This window comes from Chryseobacterium cucumeris, from assembly GCF_001593385.1.
Lineage (GTDB): Bacteria > Bacteroidota > Bacteroidia > Flavobacteriales > Weeksellaceae > Chryseobacterium > Chryseobacterium cucumeris.
Map to the genome: position 1 here is coordinate 1 of NZ_LUVZ01000008.1, position 23,224 is coordinate 23,224.

The following is a 23,224-nucleotide window of genomic DNA, read 5'->3' on the forward strand; positions in this document are numbered from 1 at the left end:
CATATTCAGAGACAACTTGTCGTTTGAATGCCTCACTGTATTCTTGGACAGGGGACGATGTTTTTTTTAGATTCATAAGGGTGACTAATTTTATGGTTTTTTAGTCAACCTTTTTCAGGACGAGACATTATCTAAAAAAACCGCCATTTGGCGGTTTTTTTTATTTGTAATCATTTTTATATAGGATTTTGTGAATTAAAACTGGCTTTATTGTTTATATTAATCTTATAATCAGTGTTTTATCTATCGTGTTGAAAAGTGATTTTAAATGATATCAATTAGAAAATTGATGTTATTTTTTTTTATTAAATATTTAATTTTTAATGTATTTTATTAATTGTTTTGTTTGTTTTTACTTCTATTTGTTGCTCTTTTGTTGTTTTTTCTAAGTTTAGCTTGTTGAATTGTTAACAAAATCACAATTTTGTTGAGTAAAAATTAATTTTGATATGAAGAAACTAACAATGAGTCTGCTTGTTGTGGTATTAACTTCTTCTGTGGCTATTGTAAACGCTCAACAGAAGAAAAAAGATACCATTACACAGACAAAAGAGATTGAAGGTGTAGTAGTAACTGCACTTGGGATTAAAAAAGAGAAAAAGACAATAGGATATGCTACTTCACAAGTCAATGGAGATGATCTAAAAAAATCAGGGGAAGCAAATATTATTCAAGGTTTAGCAGGAAAAGCTGCGGGAATTCAAGTTACAGGCTCTTCTGGTACGCCAGGAGCTTCAAGTAAAATTCTGATTAGAGGGCAAAAGTCGATTAATTTATCAAGCCAACCTATTATAGTTTTAGATGGGCAGATTATTGATAACTCTGTTAATAATAATGCGGGGCAGGGCAGTAATTTGGCTGGAGTAGATGACTCGAACAGAGCTATTGATATAAATCCTGATGATATTGAAAGTGTATCAATTTTGAAAGGTGGTGCAGCAGCAGCGTTATATGGAGAAAACGCTAGAAATGGTGTAATTATTTATACAAGTAAGAAAGGGCGGAAAAGAAAAGGAATTGGAATTGATTTTTCTACAGCTGTATCTTTTGATATGATTACTCGTTTACCAAAACTTCAAAAAACCTATGCCGCTGGAACTAACGGAGCTACCTATATTGCACCTGCTCAATATGGCTCTGATGGTTTTGCTACCACATCAGGAACCAATCAAAGTTGGGGACCATTAATTTCAAGCGTAACTGGTTTGAAGGCTTATGATAATACTAAAAACTTCTTTGAAACAGGTGTTACACAAAATTATAATCTGGCTTTTTCAGGAGGTGGGGATTATGGTAATTTCAGAGCTTCATTTGGACATATTGATCAAACGGGGATTATTCCAAATACATCGCTTAAAAAGACAAGTTTTGGAGTGAATTCTGAATTTAAGTTAACCGATAAGCTAAAAGCTGGAGCTGATGTGAAGTTTTCAAATACAAATGGGTTAAGAGCTCAGAAAGGGAGTAATATTGCAGGAGTCATGTTGTCTTTATTGAGAACACCAGCAACCTATGACCTTAGAGATTATCAGACTGTACAAGGATATAATAAAAATTATTTTGCAGCATATGACAATCCATATTATACAGTATACAATAATCCATATAAAGACGAGACAAACAGATCCATTATTAGTGGTTATTTAACTTATAATTATAATAAAGCCTTGAATATACTGTTGAGAGCGGGGGTTGATACCTATACAACTCATGCTCAGCAGAATTATTCATTCTCAAGTAATGGTAATTCAACAGCTGACCGAACAGGACAGGTCGTTGTAGACACTTATACTCAAAGTCAATATAATTTAGATTTAATCTTTAGTGGGTTAGTTAACTTTACTGATAATATTAATTTGAATTATAGTTTTGGGGGGCAGATAATTTCTAAATTTGGAAATGATCAATATACTCAAGGATCTACAATGTTGGAACCTAATCAATTCAACCTTTCTAACTTTACGACTTTTGTTTCCAATAATACAGATTTCAAACAAATTAAAAGAGGGATATTAGCTTCGGCAGAATTCGGATTTTATGATCAGTTTTATTTGACATTAACAGGTAGAAATGATTGGAGCAGTACATTGCCTAAACAGAATAGTTCCTATTTCTATCCTTCAGTTTCAGGATCTTGGCTGTTTAATAAGACATTAAATTTACCAAACTGGGTTAACTTAGGAAAAGTAAGAGTAGCTTATGCAAAAACTTTTGCATCTGCTAATCCATACAATATTGTTAACACTTATGGAACTCCAAACTATTTTGATACATTTGGTCCACAATTAACTTCTCCATATTTGGGAGTTGGAGCCTATGGGCTAACTACCATTGCGAAAAATCCAAATTTAAAGCCTGAGCGAAATGACGAATTTGAAGTCGGTTTAGAATTAGAATTATTTAAAAGGTTACACTTAAATGCGAGTGCTTACAAATCAACCAACTATGATCTGCTTATCCAAGCTCCAGTTGCACCATCTTCGGGATTTCAGAATTATTTTACCAACGGTCCTACAGTTGAAAATAAAGGTATAGAAGTAGAATTAGGATATGATATTCTTAAAAATCAAAACTTTAATTGGAGTATAAATCTTAACTGGGCTAAAAACGTAAATAAGGTCGTTGAAATACAAGACAATTTAAATTTCTCCAGTGAGGGAGGTGATTTCTTTTCAGGAAATGTAGTTCCTGCCATCATTAAAGGTGAACCTTTAGGAGTGTTTTATGGTACAGCTTGGAAAAGAGATTCGGCTGGGAACTTAATTATAGGATCTGATGGTTTACCATTAGTTTCTGCAGAATCTCAAATTATTGGAAATCCTAATCCGGACTGGTTAGGAGGAATCAGAAATAATTTCAGTTATAAAAACTTGTCATTAAGCTTTTTGTTAGATGTACGTAAAGGTGGAGACATTTGGAACGGAACATTAGCAAGATTAAATAGATTAGGGATGACACAAGCTTCTGCTGACGACAGATCAGCTATGTATACAATACCTGGCGTTACTGAAACTGGTGTTTCTAATACGAAAGCAATTGATAACAAACTGTATTATTCAAGCTTTTTAGGAGATGGATCTGGTAGTGCAAATGAACAACAGATGGAAAGAGATATAAATTGGCTTAGGCTAAGAGATGTAAGTTTATCATACAATTTTGGTAAAATGCTATCTAATACTCAAACTCTATCTTTTATAAGAGATGCTCAGATTACTTTTTCTGCTAGAAACTTATTTTTAATTACTAACTACAAAGGTGTAGACCCGGAAACATCTATTGCCGGTGCAAATTCAAATACTAATGGATTTGACTATTTCAATAATCCAGGGACAAGAAGTTATACACTATCATTTAAATTTACTTTTTAATTATGAAAAAAATAATATACATACCTATAATTATTGCCGGATTATTTCTCAATTCTTGTCAGCATGAGCTAGATACATTTAATGAAAATCCCAATAGTCCTACACAAGTTACATCTCCTAAAACTTTATTTACCGGTGCAGCAGTAGGAACAATTAATAATTCAACAGGTAACTTGACAAGACAAATAAGTTTGTTGACTCAGCAAACCAATGGTAATCTGTTTCAGTCATTAGATTATACCAATTATTTTTTAACAGAATTGGATAATGAAACAGATTGGTCTAATATTTATAAGACTGGAGTAAATCTTCATCAGATTATCACTCAGTTTGGGGATAAATATCCTTATTATTCAGGTATGGCTAAGATTTTATTAGCCTTAAATATGGGGTATGCTACTGATACATGGGGTGATGTACCTTTTTCAGAAGCGTTTCAAGGAGTCAATAATTTCTCTCCAAAGTATGATTCTCAGCAAAATGTCATTTCTCAGATTCAAAGTTATTTGGATAGTGCAATAATAGATTTATCAAAACCTGAAAATGCTAATTTAGGGTTACCGGCAGGTGATGATATCTTTTATGCAGGAAATATAGATAAATGGAAAAAATTAGCCTATGCCATTAAAGCAAGATATGCATTAAGACTAACTCAAAGAGAAGGAAGTACTGTAGCAGCTCAGAAGGCTTTAAACTACTTGCAAAACTCGTTTACTTCCAGTTCAGATAACTTGGTGGCTCGGTTTGATGGAGGAAATAATCAAAATCTTTGGTTTGCATTTAATAATCAAAGATCAGGTTATATGTCTATGGGAAAATATTTTATAGATCTGTTAAAGAATAGTAGTGATCCAAGGCTACCTCATTATGCAGGATTAGATGCATCCGGGGGATATTCTGGGTCAGCTCCGGAAGATAGCAACACAGATGCTTCTCCTTTTGGGAGTTACTTTGCAGGAAGTGCAAGTACATCGAATATAATATTTAGCTATAGTGAAATTAAATTCATAGAAGCAGAAGCACAATTCAGACTGGGAAATACTGTAGGTGCTCAAGCTGCCCTGAAAACTGCTGTAAGTGCATCTTTGATAGATGTTACTGGTACTGATAATCCTGTCTTTGCTACTACAGCTTCAGCTTCAGTAACATTACAGAATATTATTACTCAAAAATATTCTTCCCTGTTTACTACAATGGAGCCTTATAATGATTGGAGACGTACAGGCTTCCCTGTATTAACGCCTAATCAGAATAGCCAATCTAAAAAGATACCTTTGAGGTTAATAACTCCTAAAGCTGAAAGAACATTAAATAATAACGCAGCAGTCGTGAGTGATGTAAGTATACCCGTTTGGTGGGATAACTAGGACCATTTAAATTTTTAAACCGCCTTCGGGCGGTTTTTTTATTTCCGTATATTTGTAACTCAGATTTTGAGCTGAAACACACTGTAAAAATGTTTCAGCGATAAGCATTAAAAAGAGAATTTAGAAACATGAATATTAAAGATATTATAGAACAAAAACTTTCGGAGGTCATTTTAAATGTATATCAGTTAAAAGACATCAAGCTGGAAGTTCAGGAAAATAAAACGGAATTTGAGGGTGATTTTACCATTGTTACCTTTCCGTTGGTAAAACAATTGAAGAAAAACCCTGAAAGCATTGGGGTTGAATTAGGTGAAGCTTTGACAGAAACGGATCTTTTTGAAAGCTTTAACGTAGTAAAAGGCTTCCTTAATGTGAAGGTGAAAAATCAATTGTTTGTGGATAACTTCAGATCTGTAAGCAAGAATTTCTCCACTATAGAAAAGAAAAATGCTACGGTAATGGTAGAATATTCTTCACCGAATACCAACAAACCATTGCACTTGGGACATATAAGAAATAATTTATTAGGATTCTCAGTTGCTCAAATTTTAAAAGAAGCTGGATATGATGTAATCAAAACTCAGATCATCAATGATAGAGGTATTCATATCTGTAAGTCTATGCTGGCTTGGGAGAAATTCGGAAAAGGAGAAACTCCTGAAACTACCAATACAAAAGGAGACAAATTTGTTGGCAACTACTATGTAGAATTTGACAAAAACTATAAAAAAGAAATTGCAGAGCTTGTAGAACAAGGGGTAGGAGAAGAGCAGGCTAAAAAGGACGCTCCGGTAATGAAGGAAGCTCAGAAGATGCTGTTGGATTGGGAAAATGGAGATGAAACAGTAAGAGCACTTTGGGCAGAAATGAACTCATGGGTTTACAAAGGATTCAATGAAACGTATAAGAGATTAGGTGTTGACTTTGACCAGGTTCAGTATGAAAGCAATACTTATATTTTAGGAAAAGATCTTATTCAGGCTGGGTTGGATAAAGGCGTTCTGTATCAGAAAGAAGACGGTTCTGTTTGGTGTGACCTTACCGATGAAGGGCTTGATCAGAAGCTGTTACTTCGTTCAGACGGTACTTCAGTCTATATGACTCAGGATCTTGGAACGGCAGTTGAGCGTTTTAAGCAAAATGATATTCAGAAACTGATCTATACTGTAGGAAACGAGCAGGATTATCATTTTCAGGTTTTATTTAAAATCCTGAAAAAATTAGGATATGAATGGGCAGATCAGTTGTTCCACCTTTCTTACGGAATGGTTGAATTGCCTGAAGGTAAAATGAAATCCCGTGAAGGAACTGTAGTAGATGCAGACGACCTGATGCAGGAAATGTATGAAACAGCAAAATCTAAAGCTCAGGAATTAGGAAAACTAGAAAACCTTTCGGAAGAAGATAAAGAAGTATCTTATGAAACGGTAGGACTAGGAGCATTGAAATATTTCATGCTTAAAGTAGATCCTAAGAAAAAAATGCTTTTCAACCCTGCAGAAAGTATTGATTTCAATGGAAATACAGGTCCGTTTATTCAGTATACCTATGCACGTATTCAGTCATTATTGTCAAAAGCAGGTGCTTTACAGTCCGAAACTGCTGATATTGAATTGAATCAATCTGAAAAAGAATTGATTATGCAGTTGACCAACTTTAAAACTGTAGTGGCTAAATCAGCGGAAACATTAAGTCCTGCTTTAGTTGCCAACTATGTTTATGACCTTGTGAAAGCATACAACTCTTTCTATCAGAATAATCCAATCCTGAATCAGGAAGATGAAAATGTAAAACAATTCCGTTTGAATATTTCAGATATCACAGCAAAGACGATCAAAAAATCTTTAGAATTGCTGGGAATCGGAACCGTAAACAGAATGTAAAAATAGAAAGCCTCCTGAATTTTTCCAGGAGGTTTTTTTATATCAATAATCACGTATCAGGAATATCTCAAAAATCTCGAAGCCCGCAACCCGAATCTACTTTTTATCATTACTTTCACTCTGCATCTGTTTCAAACTATCCGCATACAACTTAGCAGGAGTCCAACGTGCATGTTTGGAAAGAACTACTTTATATCCCTTTTTGTAAGTATATACTTTAGTAAATTCTGCGCCGAAGAATATTAGCATACAGGAATAATTGATCCACATCATAATCAGAATAACTGTTCCGGCAGCACCAAAGGCTGAAGTAGGTTTTACCTGATTGAAATAAAGACTTAATAAAAATTTTCCAAGGGTAAATAAAACAGTAGTTAGAAAAGCTCCTTTCCATACCGGTTTCCAGCTGACCAAAACATCAGGCAGAACTTTAAACATTAAAGCAAATAAGAGCATGACAAGTCCAAAGCCTACAGCGAAATTCACGGTTTCTACCAACATATAGGTTTCAAAACCAAAATATTGGGTGATAATCGTATTAAACAGACTGATCAGAGAAGATAAAATCATGGTAATCATCAGAAGAAATCCCAGGATAAGAATCATCCCTAAAGAATTGGCTCTGTCCAGTAAAAATTTGAGTAATGCTTTTTTGGGTGCAGCTTCTACTTCCCAAAGTGTATTTAATGAATGCTGAAGCTGAAAGAAGAGCGTAGTAGAACCGAAAACCAATGATCCGACTCCAACCGCCTTCATAAAAATATTCTTTTTATCAATAAGAGCACCAGCGAGCATACCTTCAATGCTTTTCGCTACATCCGGTCCCATAATACCACTGATCTGGCTACTGATTTGCCCACGAATGGCTTCTTCCCCAAAGAAATTTCCAAGAACCCAGATAATAATGATCAATAATCCCGGGATAGAAAAGATGGCATAATACGCAAGACTTGCTGAATCTTTTGATGCAGTAGAATTGTTCCATTCAGTGAATGTGTCTTTCAGAACTTCCCAGAAAAATTTAGCAGTATTGATCATATTAAAATGGATATCCGATGGCAATATTTAAAACAAGATTATCTTTTCTCCAGCTTGAGTCTCCGAAATTGATTTTATCGAAGGCCCATCTGTCTCCTTTCTGATAGTAAGGAACTCTCAGTGGCATTGCAAGATCCAGTCTTAGAATCAGGATTGAAAAATCCAGTCTCAGACCTACTCCGGCACCCACCGCAATTTCATTTAAAAAGTCTTTTGAAAATTTAGCGCCCGGTCTGTCTTTGTCATCGTGAAGCAGCCAGATATTTCCGGCGTCTACAAAAACGGCAGCATTTAAAAATTTATAAAGATTGGCTCTGTACTCAGCATTTAATTCCAATTTGATATCTCCAGACTGGTCAAAATAAGTACCAGGCTCCAGAGTTCTCGGATCAAAACTTCCCGGGCCTAATGTTCTTGCGCGGAATGCTCTGATACTGTTGCTTCCTCCTGAGAAAAATTGTTTAGAGAAAGGAACAAATTCTGAATTTCCGTATGGATAGGCGATTCCTCCGATAAATCTTGTAGCCAATGAAGATTTTTCAGTGAACTTATGATAGAATCTGAAATCATTTTCCATCTTTACATACTGGCTGAAAGGAATACCAAATATTTTCTTTTCCTTATCTTTTTTTACATCTGCTCCTGTTACCAACCCTGTAATATTTCCTGCAAGATCAAGCGTCCCTTTATAATAAATGGTATTGGTCTTTGGCAGCATGGTATTGGTATAGGTATAAGAATACGTTGGTCCAAAAATTAGCTGTTTATCAACAATTCGCTGCATAGCTGGATTTTTGGAAGATTTAACTTTATATTCATCGGTAACATTTGCCGGAGATACCAATGTAATATCAATCACTTTCAGATCATGTTCTTTTCTCGCATTTTCTTTCCATAGATATCCGAATGATCCGGTGAAGTTATTTAAGGTATAATATTTTGTTCTGTTCTGGAATTCATAGCCCAAAGTAATATTCGTTCTCGGAACAAACTCACTTGAAGAATGAAAACGGAAAGGTGCCACAATTCTTGGAATGGAAAGTTGTGCATTCGCTCCAGCACGGAAAATATTATTGGCATCCTGAGCACCTCCCATCTGGAAATCAAAAGCTCCGAAGATCGCTGCTTTGAATTGTTCTGCGCCTCTGAAGAAGTTTCGGTGGGTCCAGTTCAGATTCAGCTCACTACCTGCATAGTTGGCAGAATTGGTTCTTCCCAATGCTTCCAGACGAAGCGACTGGATTTGTCTTGGCGTTAATAAATAATACGCATCAAACTTATGACTTAACGAATCCGATACAATGAATTCATTTTTTACAAACTTAAAAACACCGAGGCTGATCAGTCGGTTTAGTGTAAGATTGTGATTGGAGCGGTTGTACAGATCACCTTTTTTGAAATATAATGCTCTGTCAAAAATTTTCGGTTTGAATTTATGCTGAGGATCAATAACGTAAATATCATCAAAAGCATATTTGGAAAGAGAATCTTTATCCATTGGGATACTGTATTTTCCCTCTTTTACATCCTGGATATTATAATTAGGAAATACAATAACGTTATTAATGCTGAATTGCTGCGTTGCTAAATCCGGAGTATTGTCTTTCAGTTTTACGTTAAGCTCTACCTTATGATCTTTGCTTACTGTACTGTCTGCCTGCACGATAATATTATCAGGATGGAAGTAATAAAAACCTCTTTCCTTTAAACCATTATCAATTCTTTCTCTCTCTGCTTTGATGACATCAAGATCAAATGGTCTTCCGTTTTTAAGTAACGTTCTTTTTGTTAGACCCTGAATTTCCTGGTTCACCAATGTAGAATCCTTCTGAAACTTTACACCGTCAATCAGATATCTGGAACCAGGTCTTAAGGTATAAATAACCTGAGCTTTTTTATTTTTTGAAACCGTATCATAAGAAGCCTTAGCATTGAAATAGCCTTTGTTTTCAGAATAATTTTCAATGATATTTTTGTTGAACTCACGGTCTACATCACCTAACAATACGGGTTTTTCACCTATCTTATATTTAAGCCAGTAGTTAAAACCTTTATCCTTTTTAGGCTCTTTAGCAATATTATAAAAATAAAGTTTAGGACGCATCCCCAAAAATGTAGAATTGGGTTTTGGCGTAAGGCTCTCTTCCAGTGCCGTCTGAAGATCTTTTTTTTCTTTTTTGGAAATTGTGTCGTTTTCAATCTTTACTTTGGAGCCTGTGTAGAGCATCTGGCCTTCTTTCAAAAACCTGGTATTGCTACACGAGACTACTGTGGATGCCATTCCGGAAACCAACAGATACTTACAATATATATGGAACTTATTACTCATTATTTAAATTCTACCACTTGGTTATTTTGATTTTTTTTCGGTTTCTTCTCTTTAGATTTCTGAAAAATCTCCCGGAACTTGTCATAATCCAATGTAATAATAAATCCGACGCCGGTCTCTATGATCTGTCCTTGAAGAGCTACCTGATATTCATCTTTACGGTAAGCACGAAGCATATACCTTCCGTCTTTGGAAAGGCTGTAATCTACAGAAACATTCCCTGCAATATTCGTCATGTTTTCATTCTGACGAGCCTGGCCTTCCAGTCCGAAATTACTTCCTACCGTCACTTTCAGGCGATCATTCAATAATTTTTTGCTGATATCTACATTAAGATCGGTTCTGGTATTTTTCTCTCCAGTGGAATAATCTTCCGTAGAATCAAGACCGAAGTTAAGATCTACTCCTTTAATCAGTCCGGAAGCAAGGTTATTCAGCTGTTGAGAAAGAATTTTACTTACACTCTGTCTTGCCATAGTCTCCGCAGACATTCCGGCACCGCTTTCAAATGGATTTTCCCCGATAAAACGGTTCAGAAGCAATAAGGCAAATACCTGTTTGTTCATTTCAGACTCCTGGGTTCTGAGCTGGGCAAGTTTTTGATCGACAACATCTTTTACATTCGTGGATACGGAATTATTCTTTTCTTCCGTAGTAATGTCAAACGTAAGCTGAGGTTTCAGAAGCTCTCCTTTCATTTTCAATAAAGCATTGAATGGTATTCTCTGTTTAAATTGATTCATGAGAGAAGTTCCGCCATTTTCTGTGCCCACCTGTTGTTCTACAAGATCAATAGGTGCTGCTTCCGTTTTATAAACTGCTGTAATATCCATTTGGGCCATCGTTGGCTCACCAGTCCAGGTGATCGTACTGCCTTTCTGAATATCGAATTTACGTTTAAGCAAACTTACAGAAAGATCGTAGCTTCCTTTTTCAACTTCATAAACGCCTACTAATGTCATTTTTCCTGAAGGATCAATTCCACCGGTCAATTCTGCTTCTCCCTGAAGTTTGACAAAATCACCGTTTACTTTATCAATAATAATAGAAAGTTTGGCTTCTCTGCTGACTTCAATGTTGACATTCACATCCATTCCTTTAATGCGGCTTTTGGAGTCAAGAGAATCTGCTTTAATTGTTTTATTTAAAACTACCTGATCCTGATCCACAAATTCTACAATTCCATCTCTTTCCTGTAAAGATGGGGAAGATTGAGGAAGTACGAACGTGAAGTCTGTGTTGTCTGCCACATTCAGTTTTCCGTCTACTTTAGGGAGATCCAGATTTCCACGGATATGAAGGCCGGCATCAATAGCCAGAATACCATACATCATCGCGTCATTGCTCTTTTCTGAATTGACAACTTTAAAGTCTTTGGCATTTACATCCAGATTAAAAGCGAAATCTCTGTACGTTTGGGTAAGAACCTGCCCGTCCACAACAAGAGCATTTCCGTCTTTATCTTTGACCTTGAATTGATCAAACTCAATTCCACGGCTGGTAAAATCTATTTCATCACTCAGGTGTCGGAAATCACTTCCTGTTTTGGCAATTTCCAACCCTGCATCATTGAATTTTACTTTTCCTAAAATATTTGGTTTATCTGTAGTTCCGGTGATCTTTAAGTTTCCTGAAAGATAACCTTCCGTATTGGTAATGGCATTCATAGAAAACCCTTGAATACTCTTCATCTGAAGCTGGTTGATCGCCATATTCAGGTCGAAAGTACTGGAGGAAGTATTGTAATCTCCAAGGATTTTTACGTCATTGTTATTTCCGGAAAGAGCAATATCTGCATTTAAAATCTTCGGTGAGGCATTATTCACTTTTACCGCAAGGTTTCCGACAGGACTTCCATAGACAATTAAGTCCGAAATATTCAGGTCGGAAGTGAATGTCATATTTCTAGTAACATCACGAAGCTGCGCTGTTCCGTTGATGGTTCCTCTTGCCAGAACCGTATCTTTTTTAATCAGTTCCGTAATGGTTTCGATTTTAAAATCTTTCAACGAAATATTCAAAGGACTGCTTGGATTACTGCTTTCAGACTGAACCGCAATTTGGCTGTTTCCATTGGAGAGAATGAAGTTATCTGCCAGAATACCTTTGTTGCTGACCTGGATTTTATTATTCTCTGCAACATTCCAATCTGTATAATTCAGTTTCAATCCGTTCGGGTTCAGAGATATTTCAGTAATATCATTCAACGATTTTGCACTTCCTGCAATCAGGAACTGGGTAGCATCTTTTTCGTCTTTTGTGGTGACGTTGTATCGGATGGTATTGTCTGCAACATCCCCGTCAATATTGATTTTGTTTAAAGAAAAACTTGAGCTTTTCAAGGCAGCAACATTCAGGCTGTATTGTAATGCCTGATTTTCATTCGTTACTTTTAAAGCCCCTTTTTCAATGGTATTTTCACCATATAATAATCGTGGAATTTGCCCGTCAATTTCAATTTTCTGAGAATCTGCATCATAATTCCCGACAAGATTGATGGTTTCAAAATCTTTCAGATCCGGCACAAACTTTCTGATCAGATCATCATTTTTAATTTTTGCTGTAAAAGTAAAATGTTGCCCAGGATCAATTTTCTGTTTTTTATCCGGTTTCTGGAACTGGTAATACTGATTTACGGTTTTCGTTAAAGCACCAAGAATCTGAGTCAATTTATATTTGCCTTTCAACTCCACATCTGCAATCTGAGAATTGAAAATGATCTGAGTAGAATCTGTAGTAGAGGAAGCTTTCAGATTGACTTCCTGTACGGGATAAACCTCTTTGGTATCTGAGAAAGCAAAATCTTGAAGGTTTAAATATCCATTCAGATTATTGGGATCTAAGCTGGTGAAATCTCCATCAATTTTTCCGGCAATAATCATCGGTTTTTCGTAGAAGCCAAGTTTGTTGACATCCAGTTTGATAACTTCTCCATTCACTTTTACCGTAGGATTTTTTTCTTCATAAACGCCCGAAGCGGTCAATTGTAAACTGGCATTCGGGTCTTTTGAATCCAAAATCATATGATAAGCTCCTTTTTTGATCTTTCCGGTAAGGTTCATATTTTGATAACGATATCCTTTGTAAACTGCGGAAGCAACATGACCTTTTAAGTCTGCATTGGCATTTTTAAAATCAAAGCTTTCTCCTTTCGCAGCAATTTGGGCTGTGAGAGGACCAATATCTTTATTCTGAATAATTTTTCCAACCTGTATACCCTGAAGATTGGCTTTTACATCATACAATTCATAATTTTTTCTTCGCATGTCTACCTGTGCGATGATCGTAGCGTTCCCCAAAGTAGAGTAGAGGTTGAGATCTGTATTCACTACTTTCGTTGTTCCTTTCGCAGTTCCTTTAATGCTGAAATGGGAAGGAAGGGAAATATTGGAAGGAATTGTATTTTTAGGGATAAGATTAAATATCGTTTTGGCATTGGAAGAAAATTCTCCGATTCTCAAATCATAATACAACTGATCAGGATTCATCGCATTCTTGATTTTTCCGGAAGCCATTACTCTCAGCTGATCAAGCCCGGAAACCTTAAGATCCTGAATTAGAAGATCATTAACACTTCCTTTTACATTTGCATTGACATTGAGAATAGCGTTCGGATATTTGTTGAACGGAACCGTATTTTTTAAAGTCGGAACCAGATTCAGAATGTCAGAAAATCCTATTTTTGAATCTTTAATATTGGCTGAAATCTTGACTGCACCTAAGTTTTTGCTAAGTTGATCAATGGAGTTATAGTTTAAAATAACCTCATCACGCAATAGCGTTTTAGGAGTTTGAAGATAAAGATCTTTGAGATAGGCTTCTTTTTCTGCGTACACAAAATCCGTATTGAATTTCTGGATATCCAGTCCTCTGCCTTCTTTGATTTCTGCCGAATTCACGGTTCCTGCAAAGGTATTGTTCTCCATTTTAAAGCTTCTTACCTCAACATTCATTTTTGAAAAATTGAGGTGATTGAAGTCCATTCCCTGTTTAGTTGGAGCAATGGCAGTATTGTTATAATTGACTTTTACATCGTTCAAAACAAGTTTTCCTAAGAGAAGTTTCATGGCTTTATCCTTATCAGAGGTTTTGGAAACTTCAGGTTCTTTTGTTGTTTTAGGATTGGCATTCTGAGCCGGAAGATAAAGGTTGGCATTAATATCTGCGCCGGAAAGGAATACATTGGCTACATTGTAAGCATTGTTTTCAATATCCAGTTTATTGACCTTTGTACTCAGTTCTTTGAAGATAACTTTTGCAAATGTTTTGGTATTTTCATCACCGTAATCAATGTCGAAATGAGTAAGTTTTATTCCTCTTAAGCCAATATTCATAGGCTTCTTTTCATTGAGAGAATCTACTTTTTTCTCTACCTTTTCTGCAACTTCTTCTACCAGTCCCTGCTTTAACTTTAATTTTAATCCGTCAAGGTTGATATCATTAACGGCATATTTGTTTTTGCTGAGATCAAAAGTTTTGACTCTGGTATCAAACGATTTAAAATAAAGTTGAATATCATTCTTGGATTGCTGGTCGTTAAATGTTACCCCAACATCTTTTAAATTGATTTTATCAAGAGAAATGATAAATGGCTTAGAAGGACTTTCTTCCTTATCACTGGACACAAAAGCATCAATAATATAATCAAAATTGAATTTACCATCTGGTTTCCGTACTACATTAGCACGTGCACCTTCCATATTGACTGAAGTAATATCTGCTGTAGAATTAAGAAGCTTCATCATGTGCAGACCTACATCCAGCTTTTTGACGGCCAGAAGAGTGTCTACATCCTGTCCTTTGAGGTAGAGGTTTTCCATGACAAGGCTGTTGGGAAATCCTATGTAAACCCTTTCAAGGCTTACTGGAGTTTTGATTTTTTTCTCCAGATAAACAATGAGCTTGTCTTTGATGAAATTTTGGACGGCAGGAAGCCTTAAGCTTAGGATCAACAGGGTAAGAAGAACCAATATTGAAATAAAGGTTATTGCAATACGCCTTAAAAGTTTGGTGGTGTTGATTTTCAGTTTCAAATGCGATGAGGTTTCTAACAAAGATAATAATACTATTTTATTTGGTCTTTGTTGTGGTACCCTTTTGCGAATGCAAAAATCCTGCCTTGGCTGTCTTTTTATGGAATTTCTAGTTTGTAGTTGTCAAGTGAATAGTTGAGTAAGACAGCCAAAGCCAGGATTGTTATTTGTAAAAAACGCCCCCTTTTATCATTTTTTTAATGTTGAAAAGGTTAGTTAGCAAAAATGAAATTCAAATGTTAGTAGTGTTGAAGGGGGCGTGGCATGGTTTATATGATAGATAATAATAATTTAGTTGTTTCCGTTTTCCCATTTCACTTCTTCTCCCTGAGGAGCGGCACCGCCTTGTGCTGTAGTGATAGGAGCAGTTTCCTGGTTGATGTGATAAATATAAGCGGCAATCTTTTCAGCATCTCTTCCGGTAATGGTTCCTTCTTTGATGAAAGGTCTCATGGTAGGGTTATTTGGTGAGCCGTTTTCAAGCATCCAGAATACATTTTTAAATAAGCTTTTTTCTTTAATATTAATCCAGTGGGTATCGGTAAGGTTAGGACCTATACCACCTTTTCCTCCGTCACCGTGGCAGGTAACGCAATTTGTTTTAAACAATTCTTGTCCTTCTGCAATATTATCAGCACTGTATTTCGCAGATTCCAGATTGATCTGAGGTGCAGTTTTCTCATACTCAGCAATGGAAGCTAACATCGTTTTTGTCTCTTTGGTGTATTCTGCTTCCGGATGAGCATAATCTGTGAAAGAAAAAGCAAACAGGTACACGGCACAGAAAATACATCCGAACCAGAACAGACCGATCCACCATTTCGGAAGGGAGTTGTCAAGTTCTGTAATGCCATCAAAACCATGGTCGATAAGAATATCTTTTTCTTCCGTAGCGGTTTGTTTTTTGAAGGCTGAATTCCATAATTTCTGGTAATAAGGAACTTTCTTTTCTTCCAGATATTGTTTCTTTTCTTCCTCGGATAATCTGTTGAAACTTTCATTTTCTACCAGGTCTCCAATAGAGTTCATAATCAGCAATAGGATAGTGGCAATTAATATCAGCGCCCAGAAAAAAGGAGAAGAAAAATATCCTGAATCTCCGGCGAACATTTCAAAGGCCATGATCGTTAAACCTATCGTAGTTGCGATATATATTGAAATGGGGGTTCTCGTTTTCATTGCAGTTTAATTTTAAATGTTACTCTACGCTTGCGGTTTGTACCTGTGTTGTTTTAATGTCTGTACCTAATCTTTGCAGGTAAGCAATCATTGCCACAATTTCTCTTTGTTCAAGTGGTACATAGGCGGATCCTTTTGCTGTTTTTTCTTTTACCATCTGATCTTTTACATCTGTTGCTTCTGCGTAAATTCTCTGTACAATTGCTTTTGACTGGTTATCCGCCCATTGGTTAGCAGAATCAATCTGAGCTTTTGTATAAGGGACACCGAAGGCATTTTTCATCAGTTTCATTTTGTCCACCATTTGGGTTTTGTCCAGCTTATTGGTGATTAACCATGGGAAACGAGGCATAATAGAACCTGCAGAAGTAATTCTTGGGTTATACATATGTTTGAAGTGCCATGAATCCGGGTTTCTTCCTCCTTCTCTGTGAAGATCCGGTCCTGTTCTTTTAGATCCCCATAAGAATGGTCTGTCGTATACGAATTCTCCCGCTTTGGAATACTGTCCGTTTTTTCCTTCAAATCTTACAACCTCATCACGGAACGGTCTGATCATTTGTGAGTGGCATGAGTTACATCCCTCGCGGATATATAAATCTCTTCCTTCCAGTTCTAATGGTGTATAAGGTTTTACTGCGGTAATTATCGGAACACTCTGCTTCAGTGACAGGGTAGGAACAATTTCCACCAATCCACCAATTGCTATAGTGATGAAAGCTAATACAGAAAGGAGAGTAGGCGTTCTTTCCAACCAAAGGTGTACGCCTTCGCCTTCTTTTCTTGTGCTTCCAATGTTGGCTAATGCCGGTGCTTCTGCAGGAACGTTTTTCTGGAATGAACCAGCTTTAATTGTTTTGATAACATTAACTACCATTAAAATTGCCCCAGATAAATAAAGAACACCTCCAAGGAATCTCATTTTAAAGTATGGAATAATTGCAGTTACTGTATCCAGCCAGTTTTTCCATAATAAAGTTCCGTCCGGATTGAATTGCTTCCACATTAATCCCTGTGTAAATCCTGAAATATACATAGGTACTGCATAGAAGATGATCCCTAAAGTTCCTAACCAGAAGTGCCAGTTGGCTAATTTTTTAGACCAAAGGGATGTTCTCCACATGATCGGAACCAGATAATATACCACTCCGAATGCCATGAAACCATTCCATCCAAGAGCTCCTAAGTGTACGTGGCCGATAACCCAGTCGGTATAGTGACCTATTTTATTTAATGATTTTGTTGCTAATAAAGGTCCTTCGAAAGTAGCCATACCATAACATGTAACTGCTACTACAAAGAATTTAAGAATCGGATTTTCTCTTACTTTATCCCAGGCTCCTCTTAATGTTAGAAGACCATTCAGCATTCCTCCCCATGATGGAGCTATCAGCATGATAGAGAATCCTGTTCCTACCGCCTGAGCCCATGCCGGTAAAGCTGTATATTGCAGGTGGTGAGGCCCGGCCCAAAGATATACGAAGATCAGCGACCAGAAGTGAATAATGGATAATTTGTATGAGAAGACCGGTCGTTGAGCTGCTTTTGGCATAAAGTAATACATCAGACCTAATACAGGGGTGGTTAATACGAATGCTACCGCATTGTGCCCATACCACCATTGTACTAATGCATCTTTTACACCTGCATATACAGAATAAGATTTCCAGCTTGTGAAAGATAACGGAACTTCAAGATTATTGAAGATGTGAAGCATTGCCACAGCAATCCAGGTTGCCAGATAGAACCAGATCGCCACATATAAATGTCTTACTCTTCTCTTAGCAATAGTTCCGAACATATTGATTCCGAAAATGATCCATGAGAATGCAATTAAGATATCGATTGGCCATTCATGTTCGGCATATTCTTTAGAAGTATTGATTCCCATAAGGAAAGTAATAACAACGCTCACAATCATCAACTGCCATGACCAGAAGTGAATCCATGAAAGGGTATCACTGTACATTCTGGTTTTAAGAAGTCTCTGCATACTGTAGTAAGCACCGCAGAAAAAAGAGTTACATACGAAAGCAAAAATTACCGCACTGGTATGAAGCATTCTGATTCTTCCGAAGCCCATGGCTCCCTGAGTATTGATCAGCCCCTGAATATTACCCGAAGCTAAGCTTTTAATAGTTGTATCATCCGTACCGAATAAAAATTCAGGTAATTCAGGATAAAAAAGCATCAATGCAGCTGTAAGCCCCAGCAGAAATCCTACAAGTCCGAATGCGATAGTCGCATAGAGGAATGCTCTGACAATATTATTGTCATAATTAAATTTTTGCGTCTCCATAAATTCCAATAGTGTTTACCGAAGTGATATTTTCTCTGAAAAAAGGCGTATTTTTAAGTCTTTTTTATGCTGAAAATAAATATCATGTAACGTGTGTAATGTTTTGCCAAAGGTATTTATTAACTTTGTTAGAGGCTAATAGCTAATCTTCTAAAATATACCGAAAACTACTAAAACAAAAACGATGAAAGTATGTGGACAAAATATCAGGAAAATACGTAGGAGCAGAGATCTTACGCAGGAGTACATGGCCTTTGAAATGGGCATTTCCCAAAAGGCATATTCCGATATTGAGAATTCCAAGGTGAAGATCAACCTGGAGATACTGACTAAAATATCCGATATTTTAGATATCAGGCCATCAGACATCTGTAGTATTTCGCATAAGTGTGGAAATGATGAATATGAAGATAAATACCAAAACCTTTTGGAATACATGAAAAAGAATAATATTTCTGTTCCGAAAGAATTTTTATAGCCTATAAGAATTTCACTTTTACTTACATATTAACTATCATAGAATAATGATCTCCCCGGACAGAAGGAGATAATTTTTTTGTGAACAAAAAAGACTGTGTTTTCAGTATGCCTGATGACCATGACATTGATGAGGGAACAAATGTTTGGTTTTTCAAATTTATTATAATGAATACATTATTCATATCTAATTATGTAGAAAAAAATTCACATAATTGTGGATAAATGTTTACAATAAATTTAATTTTCTATAATATATTTGCCTTAAATATAACGCTGCCCTACTGAATGAAGCTTCTCTACTTTATTTCATTTCTGTTTTTTCTAAGTGTCAACGGGCAAAACTATACTACCCAATGGTATAACACGGATAATGGCCTTCCTCAAAACAGTATCAAGGATATTGTAAAAGATAAATATGGATTCATCTGGCTTTCTATGGAAGGTAGAATTGTACGGTATGATGGAAGCAACTTTGTTCAGTATAATAATTTCAAACTTAAAAATTTAAGCTTCGGTGATTTTTTCGGAAATATAAAAAAGGATAGTATTGCCGTTTTTAATGCTTCCGAAAAAGATCTTCTTCTGGTTTCTCAAAGAAAACCGATGGCAGTATCATCCGTTCAGATTACTAAGCCTGGGGGAACAGCCAATCAGAAAGTCTATAAACAACTTGTTAAAAATAATTTTACTGTAAGATTTATTTCTTACGTCGATTCTTATTTTATCAGGATGAAAAGTGGCTCTTACTATTTTGAAGATAACGGAATTACTTATGTTGATAAGAAAAGTAAGAAAAGTAAGAAAATTAATCTGAATTTTCCCCGTAGTAAACTAAGAAGGTTATTCATTCATGGAGATTACGTTTTTGTTGCTGATGCTGAGAATAAAAAAATACTTCAGTTGTATCAAGGAAAATATTCCTATATCAGTACTCCGTCAATGTATACTGATGCTGATACTAAAATCTATTGGCAGCAGATCACCGGACAGGTATTCATAATCAGTCATGGCAAAATATACAGAAGTGAGTTTTTAGATAAAAAGTTAAAGCTTACTTACCTGTTGGATTATAAGGATATTGATAAAGAAATTTCCGGAGCGATGTTTTATGATGAAGCAATGAACAAATTATACCTCGGGAGTTCTATTAATGGTCTTAAAATCTTAAGTCTGTCCGATTTCTCTGTTTCCAGGAAAAAATTACCGTATCAGGATGAGGTCTGTTATGCAGGGATTTCTTATGGTGGTAATTCCGTTCTGACTCAGGAAGGGATCAGATACTATTCCAATACTTCAGAAAGAATATTTCCGGCTTCTCAATCTTATGATAAGCGCTACATTTTGCAGGATAACACCGGAAATCTGATTTATCGGGAGAATAATACCATTCATATAAGGTATAAGAATACAGGATTTACAAAGTACGATTCCATTTCTTTTCAAAATAAGGAAATTGATGGCCTGTATAAAAGTGGAGGGCTGTATATGGCATCACTGGTCAGTGGAAAAGAATCTTATCTCTATCTGTTTAAGCAGGATCGTTTTAAAGAAATTGAACGAATTATTCCCTGTAAAGATAATATTGATGCTGTTTTAAGATATAACAAAGATCTGCTTTACCTGGGAAGCAGCGGCGGAATCTATGTTTATTCTCTTATCGGAAATAAAACAGAGAAACTGATTGGGAAAGGCCTTCCTGTAAAACAAATCATCCGGACCAAAGATGGGAATATCTGGTTTACGACATACAACAGAGGACTTTACTTGATAAAAGATCAAAAAGCGGTCAGAGTTCCATCCGATAAAAATGATTTTCTGGCGAATGCTCACTCTTTGATGGAGGATAGGAATTCCAATTTATGGATTTCTTCCAATAATGGGTTATTTAAAGTCAATAAAAATATTCTTTTGCAACACATGAAAACTCCGAAAGGAGACATTACTTATTACCGTTACACCAAAAAGCAGGGACTGTCGAATAATGAGTTCAACGGAAGTGCGAATCCCTCTGCTCATGAGCTGAAAGATGGGCAGCTTGTATTTCCTTCCATGGAAGGTTTTGTGTTTTTTAATCCTGAAAATATCAAAACCTATTATCCCGGAAGTGAGGATTTTTATCTGGAAAGGGCAAGAGTAAAAGGGAAGATGATTCAGCTGAAAAATAGTCTGTTTCTTGAATGCGGTTATAAAAACGCAGAAGTTTATATAGACATTCCTTACTATTCAGATCTGGAAAATGTCTATTTACAGGCTAAACTTGATACTGAAGACAGTTCATGGGTAAATATCAAAAATGATAAAACATTCCGAATAGCTACTATTGAACCTGGTACTTATAATCTTCTCGTTAGATTTTTATCTTCCGAAACCGGGAAATTCGTTTATAAAACATTCCCTGTAGAAGTGGAAGCCTATTTCTATCAAACTTTATTCTTTAAAATCCTGATTACAGGGAGTATCATTTTTATTATTCTGGTGATTGTTCAGATGAGGACAAATTTTTTAAGACTAAAAAATAAAGTCCTGAAAAATACCCTTGATCATAAAGATAAGGAACTGCTTGAAACTAATAATAAACTGAAAAATGAATCTGATTATCAAAAAAAACTGGTTGAAAGCATCAGCCATGACATTACCACCCCTGTAAAATTTATTGCCCTTCTTTCACAGGAACTCAATCAGTCTGAAGATCCCAAAACTCAGAAAAAATATTTTGACAGCATTTATAAAACTTCAGAACAGCTGTATAAATTTACATTGAGTCTTAAAGAATATACAGAATTATACAAACAACAAAATAGTGCGGAAGAAGAGTATTCCATTTATGATCTTATTGAAACCAAAAGATTATTATTCGAAGAAATTGCAGCTCAGAAAAATACATTTATCTACAATTTTTGTGACCATCAACTTAAGATTAAACTTAATAAGAATGTTCTCCTCGCAGTTTTCCACAACATCATAGATAATGCAGTAAAGAATACTTCAAATGGAGAAATTACCATCACATCAGCTTTTACAGGATCACATGTAGAAATCCATATTGCTGATACCGGTACCGGAATGTCCGATGAACAGATGATGTACTATTCCGGGTTATTTAAGAAAAAAGAGAATGAGCATATGATTTTTAAAAATTATGGTTTAGGTCTTCATATGGTTGTTCAGCTGCTCATAAAGATGAATTCCGAAATGACTTTTCATCAAAATACTCCGCATGGAACCCTCATTAAAATCCTTATTAAAATATGACAAAAAAAATACTCATTGCAGATGACCATCATGTGGTAAGAATCGGAACAGCTATGATTCTGGAGAAGAACTTTACTCACCTTGAAGTTGATTTTGCAGAAACTTATAGCGAAGCAAAACAGAAAATTGAATCCGAAAAATATGATCTGGTCATTCTTGATATTGAACTTCCGGGAAGTCTTTTCAAATCAATGGTCAAAGAGATCAAAGGAATCTCTGAGGATACTCTTATCCTCATATTCACTTCTTACAAAGAAAATATTGCACTGCAATACATTGAAGAAGGAGCCAATGGGTTTCTGAATAAGCAGAGTGATCCCAAAAATTTTGTCAAAGTGGTGGAAGCTCTTTTCAAAGACGGTCATTATTACACACCGGAGATCATGAATGAATTGCTCAAAGGAAATAAAAAGCGAAAAGCAATTGAAAATCTATCCGAGAGAGAGCTGCAGGTTTTTAATCTTCTGGCAAAAGGAAATGGAAACCTTGAGATTGCAAATGCTCTTGACATTGAGGAGTCTACCGTAGGAACTTATAAAAGAAGGGTTTATCAGAAATTAAAAATTACCAATTTGGTTGAACTGCTGGAGATCTACAGTGAAATTCATTAATACCGTCTCTTTAAAGTCATAACATCATTACAATGCTGTGGAAAAATACCTACAGCATATGTTCGTTAAGTAGTTGTTTTGAGCGGTAAGTTAGCATCTCATTAACTTCTGTTAAACAGAAGAAGCTAATAGAAAAGTACTTTCAAACTAAGATAACAATTCAGAAAATATCATTTATGCAGTACCAACAAACTAAACAATTGATACTGATTTAAAAGCTCTTCCAGAAGTAGATCAATGATTTTATTATTTATGTGACTAGTCCTGAAAAAGGTTGACTAGTTTAATATTTCAAATATACTTAAATCAGAGTAGGAATTTTCCTATTCTGATTTTGTTTTTTGTATGTTTTTAATTTTACGTTATTTTTCATATGCACTTG

The 23,224-nt window shown here is 35.7% G+C and carries 11 protein-coding genes; 6 read left to right on the forward strand and 5 right to left on the reverse strand.

The annotated features are described in order from the left end of the window. The first annotated feature begins 449 nt into the window (after positions 1 to 449). The 3 genes from A1704_RS08690 (at position 450) to argS (ending at position 6,621) form a co-directional block, all read left to right on the forward strand. On the forward strand, positions 450 to 3,368 hold the full coding sequence (locus tag A1704_RS08690) for a SusC/RagA family TonB-linked outer membrane protein (RefSeq protein WP_082798743.1): 2,919 nt from the start codon (positions 450 to 452) through the stop codon (positions 3,366 to 3,368). 2 nt (positions 3,369 to 3,370) lie between these two features. Continuing rightward, positions 3,371 to 4,735 carry a SusD/RagB family nutrient-binding outer membrane lipoprotein gene (locus A1704_RS08695; RefSeq protein WP_062672543.1) on the forward strand — a complete coding sequence of 455 codons (1,365 nt, stop codon included), beginning with the start codon at positions 3,371 to 3,373 and terminating at the stop codon, positions 4,733 to 4,735. A 128-nt stretch (positions 4,736 to 4,863) separates the two neighbouring features. After that, the gene (gene argS / locus A1704_RS08700; RefSeq protein ID WP_062672545.1) at positions 4,864 to 6,621 is read left to right on the forward strand and encodes an arginine--tRNA ligase; all 1,758 of its coding nucleotides are present in this window, start codon (positions 4,864 to 4,866) and stop codon (positions 6,619 to 6,621) included. 96 nt (positions 6,622 to 6,717) lie between these two features. Here the strand turns inward: argS and A1704_RS08705 are convergent, their stop codons facing one another. From A1704_RS08705 to ccoN, 5 genes are all read right to left on the reverse strand, one after another. Continuing rightward, a complete protein-coding gene (locus A1704_RS08705; protein WP_062672547.1) occupies positions 6,718 to 7,659 on the reverse strand; it encodes a YihY/virulence factor BrkB family protein in 942 nt (313 codons plus the stop codon). Position 7,660: 1 nt separating this feature from the next. Next, positions 7,661 to 9,988 (reverse strand): translocation and assembly module lipoprotein TamL, encoded by a 2,328-nt coding sequence (gene tamL, locus A1704_RS08710; protein WP_062672550.1) that lies wholly within the window; start codon positions 9,986 to 9,988, stop codon positions 7,661 to 7,663. Next, positions 9,988 to 15,021, reverse strand: a complete 5,034-nt coding sequence (locus tag A1704_RS08715) for a translocation/assembly module TamB domain-containing protein (RefSeq protein ID WP_082798744.1) — start codon at positions 15,019 to 15,021, stop codon at positions 9,988 to 9,990. Before A1704_RS08715 ends, tamL begins: the two co-directional genes overlap by 1 nt. A gap of 291 nt (positions 15,022 to 15,312) precedes the next feature. After that, entirely contained in the window at positions 15,313 to 16,200 is an 888-nt protein-coding gene (locus A1704_RS08720; RefSeq protein WP_062672552.1) for a cbb3-type cytochrome c oxidase N-terminal domain-containing protein, read from the reverse strand. Positions 16,201 to 16,219: 19 nt separating this feature from the next. Continuing rightward, positions 16,220 to 18,499, reverse strand: coding sequence for a cytochrome-c oxidase, cbb3-type subunit I (ccoN, locus tag A1704_RS08725; RefSeq protein WP_062672564.1), 2,280 nt, complete (start codon positions 18,497 to 18,499; stop codon positions 16,220 to 16,222). Positions 18,500 to 18,683: 184 nt separating this feature from the next. Here ccoN and A1704_RS08730 point away from each other — a divergent pair, with 184 nt between their 5' ends. From A1704_RS08730 to A1704_RS08740, 3 genes are all read left to right on the forward strand, one after another. Continuing rightward, positions 18,684 to 18,977, forward strand: coding sequence for a helix-turn-helix domain-containing protein (locus A1704_RS08730; protein ID WP_062672554.1), 294 nt, complete (start codon positions 18,684 to 18,686; stop codon positions 18,975 to 18,977). 287 nt (positions 18,978 to 19,264) lie between these two features. Further along, positions 19,265 to 22,231 (forward strand): sensor histidine kinase, encoded by a 2,967-nt coding sequence (locus tag A1704_RS08735; protein ID WP_062672557.1) that lies wholly within the window; start codon positions 19,265 to 19,267, stop codon positions 22,229 to 22,231. After that, positions 22,228 to 22,842 (forward strand): response regulator transcription factor, encoded by a 615-nt coding sequence (locus A1704_RS08740; RefSeq protein WP_062672558.1) that lies wholly within the window; start codon positions 22,228 to 22,230, stop codon positions 22,840 to 22,842. Before A1704_RS08735 ends, A1704_RS08740 begins: the two co-directional genes overlap by 4 nt. Positions 22,843 to 23,224: the final 382 nt, after the last annotated feature.

Coding starts and splice junctions, on each gene's coding strand:
- A1704_RS08690 (WP_082798743.1), top strand. CDS start 450: ATGAAGAAACTAACAATGAGTCTGCTTGTTGTGGTATTAACTTCTTCT.
- A1704_RS08695 (WP_062672543.1), top strand. CDS start 3,371: ATGAAAAAAATAATATACATACCTATAATTATTGCCGGATTATTTCTC.
- argS (WP_062672545.1), top strand. CDS start 4,864: ATGAATATTAAAGATATTATAGAACAAAAACTTTCGGAGGTCATTTTA.
- A1704_RS08705 (WP_062672547.1), bottom strand. CDS start 7,659: ATGATCAATACTGCTAAATTTTTCTGGGAAGTTCTGAAAGACACATTC.
- tamL (WP_062672550.1), bottom strand. CDS start 9,988: ATGAGTAATAAGTTCCATATATATTGTAAGTATCTGTTGGTTTCCGGA.
- A1704_RS08720 (WP_062672552.1), bottom strand. CDS start 16,200: ATGAAAACGAGAACCCCCATTTCAATATATATCGCAACTACGATAGGT.
- ccoN (WP_062672564.1), bottom strand. CDS start 18,499: ATGGAGACGCAAAAATTTAATTATGACAATAATATTGTCAGAGCATTC.
- A1704_RS08730 (WP_062672554.1), top strand. CDS start 18,684: ATGAAAGTATGTGGACAAAATATCAGGAAAATACGTAGGAGCAGAGAT.
- A1704_RS08735 (WP_062672557.1), top strand. CDS start 19,265: ATGAAGCTTCTCTACTTTATTTCATTTCTGTTTTTTCTAAGTGTCAAC.
- A1704_RS08740 (WP_062672558.1), top strand. CDS start 22,228: ATGACAAAAAAAATACTCATTGCAGATGACCATCATGTGGTAAGAATC.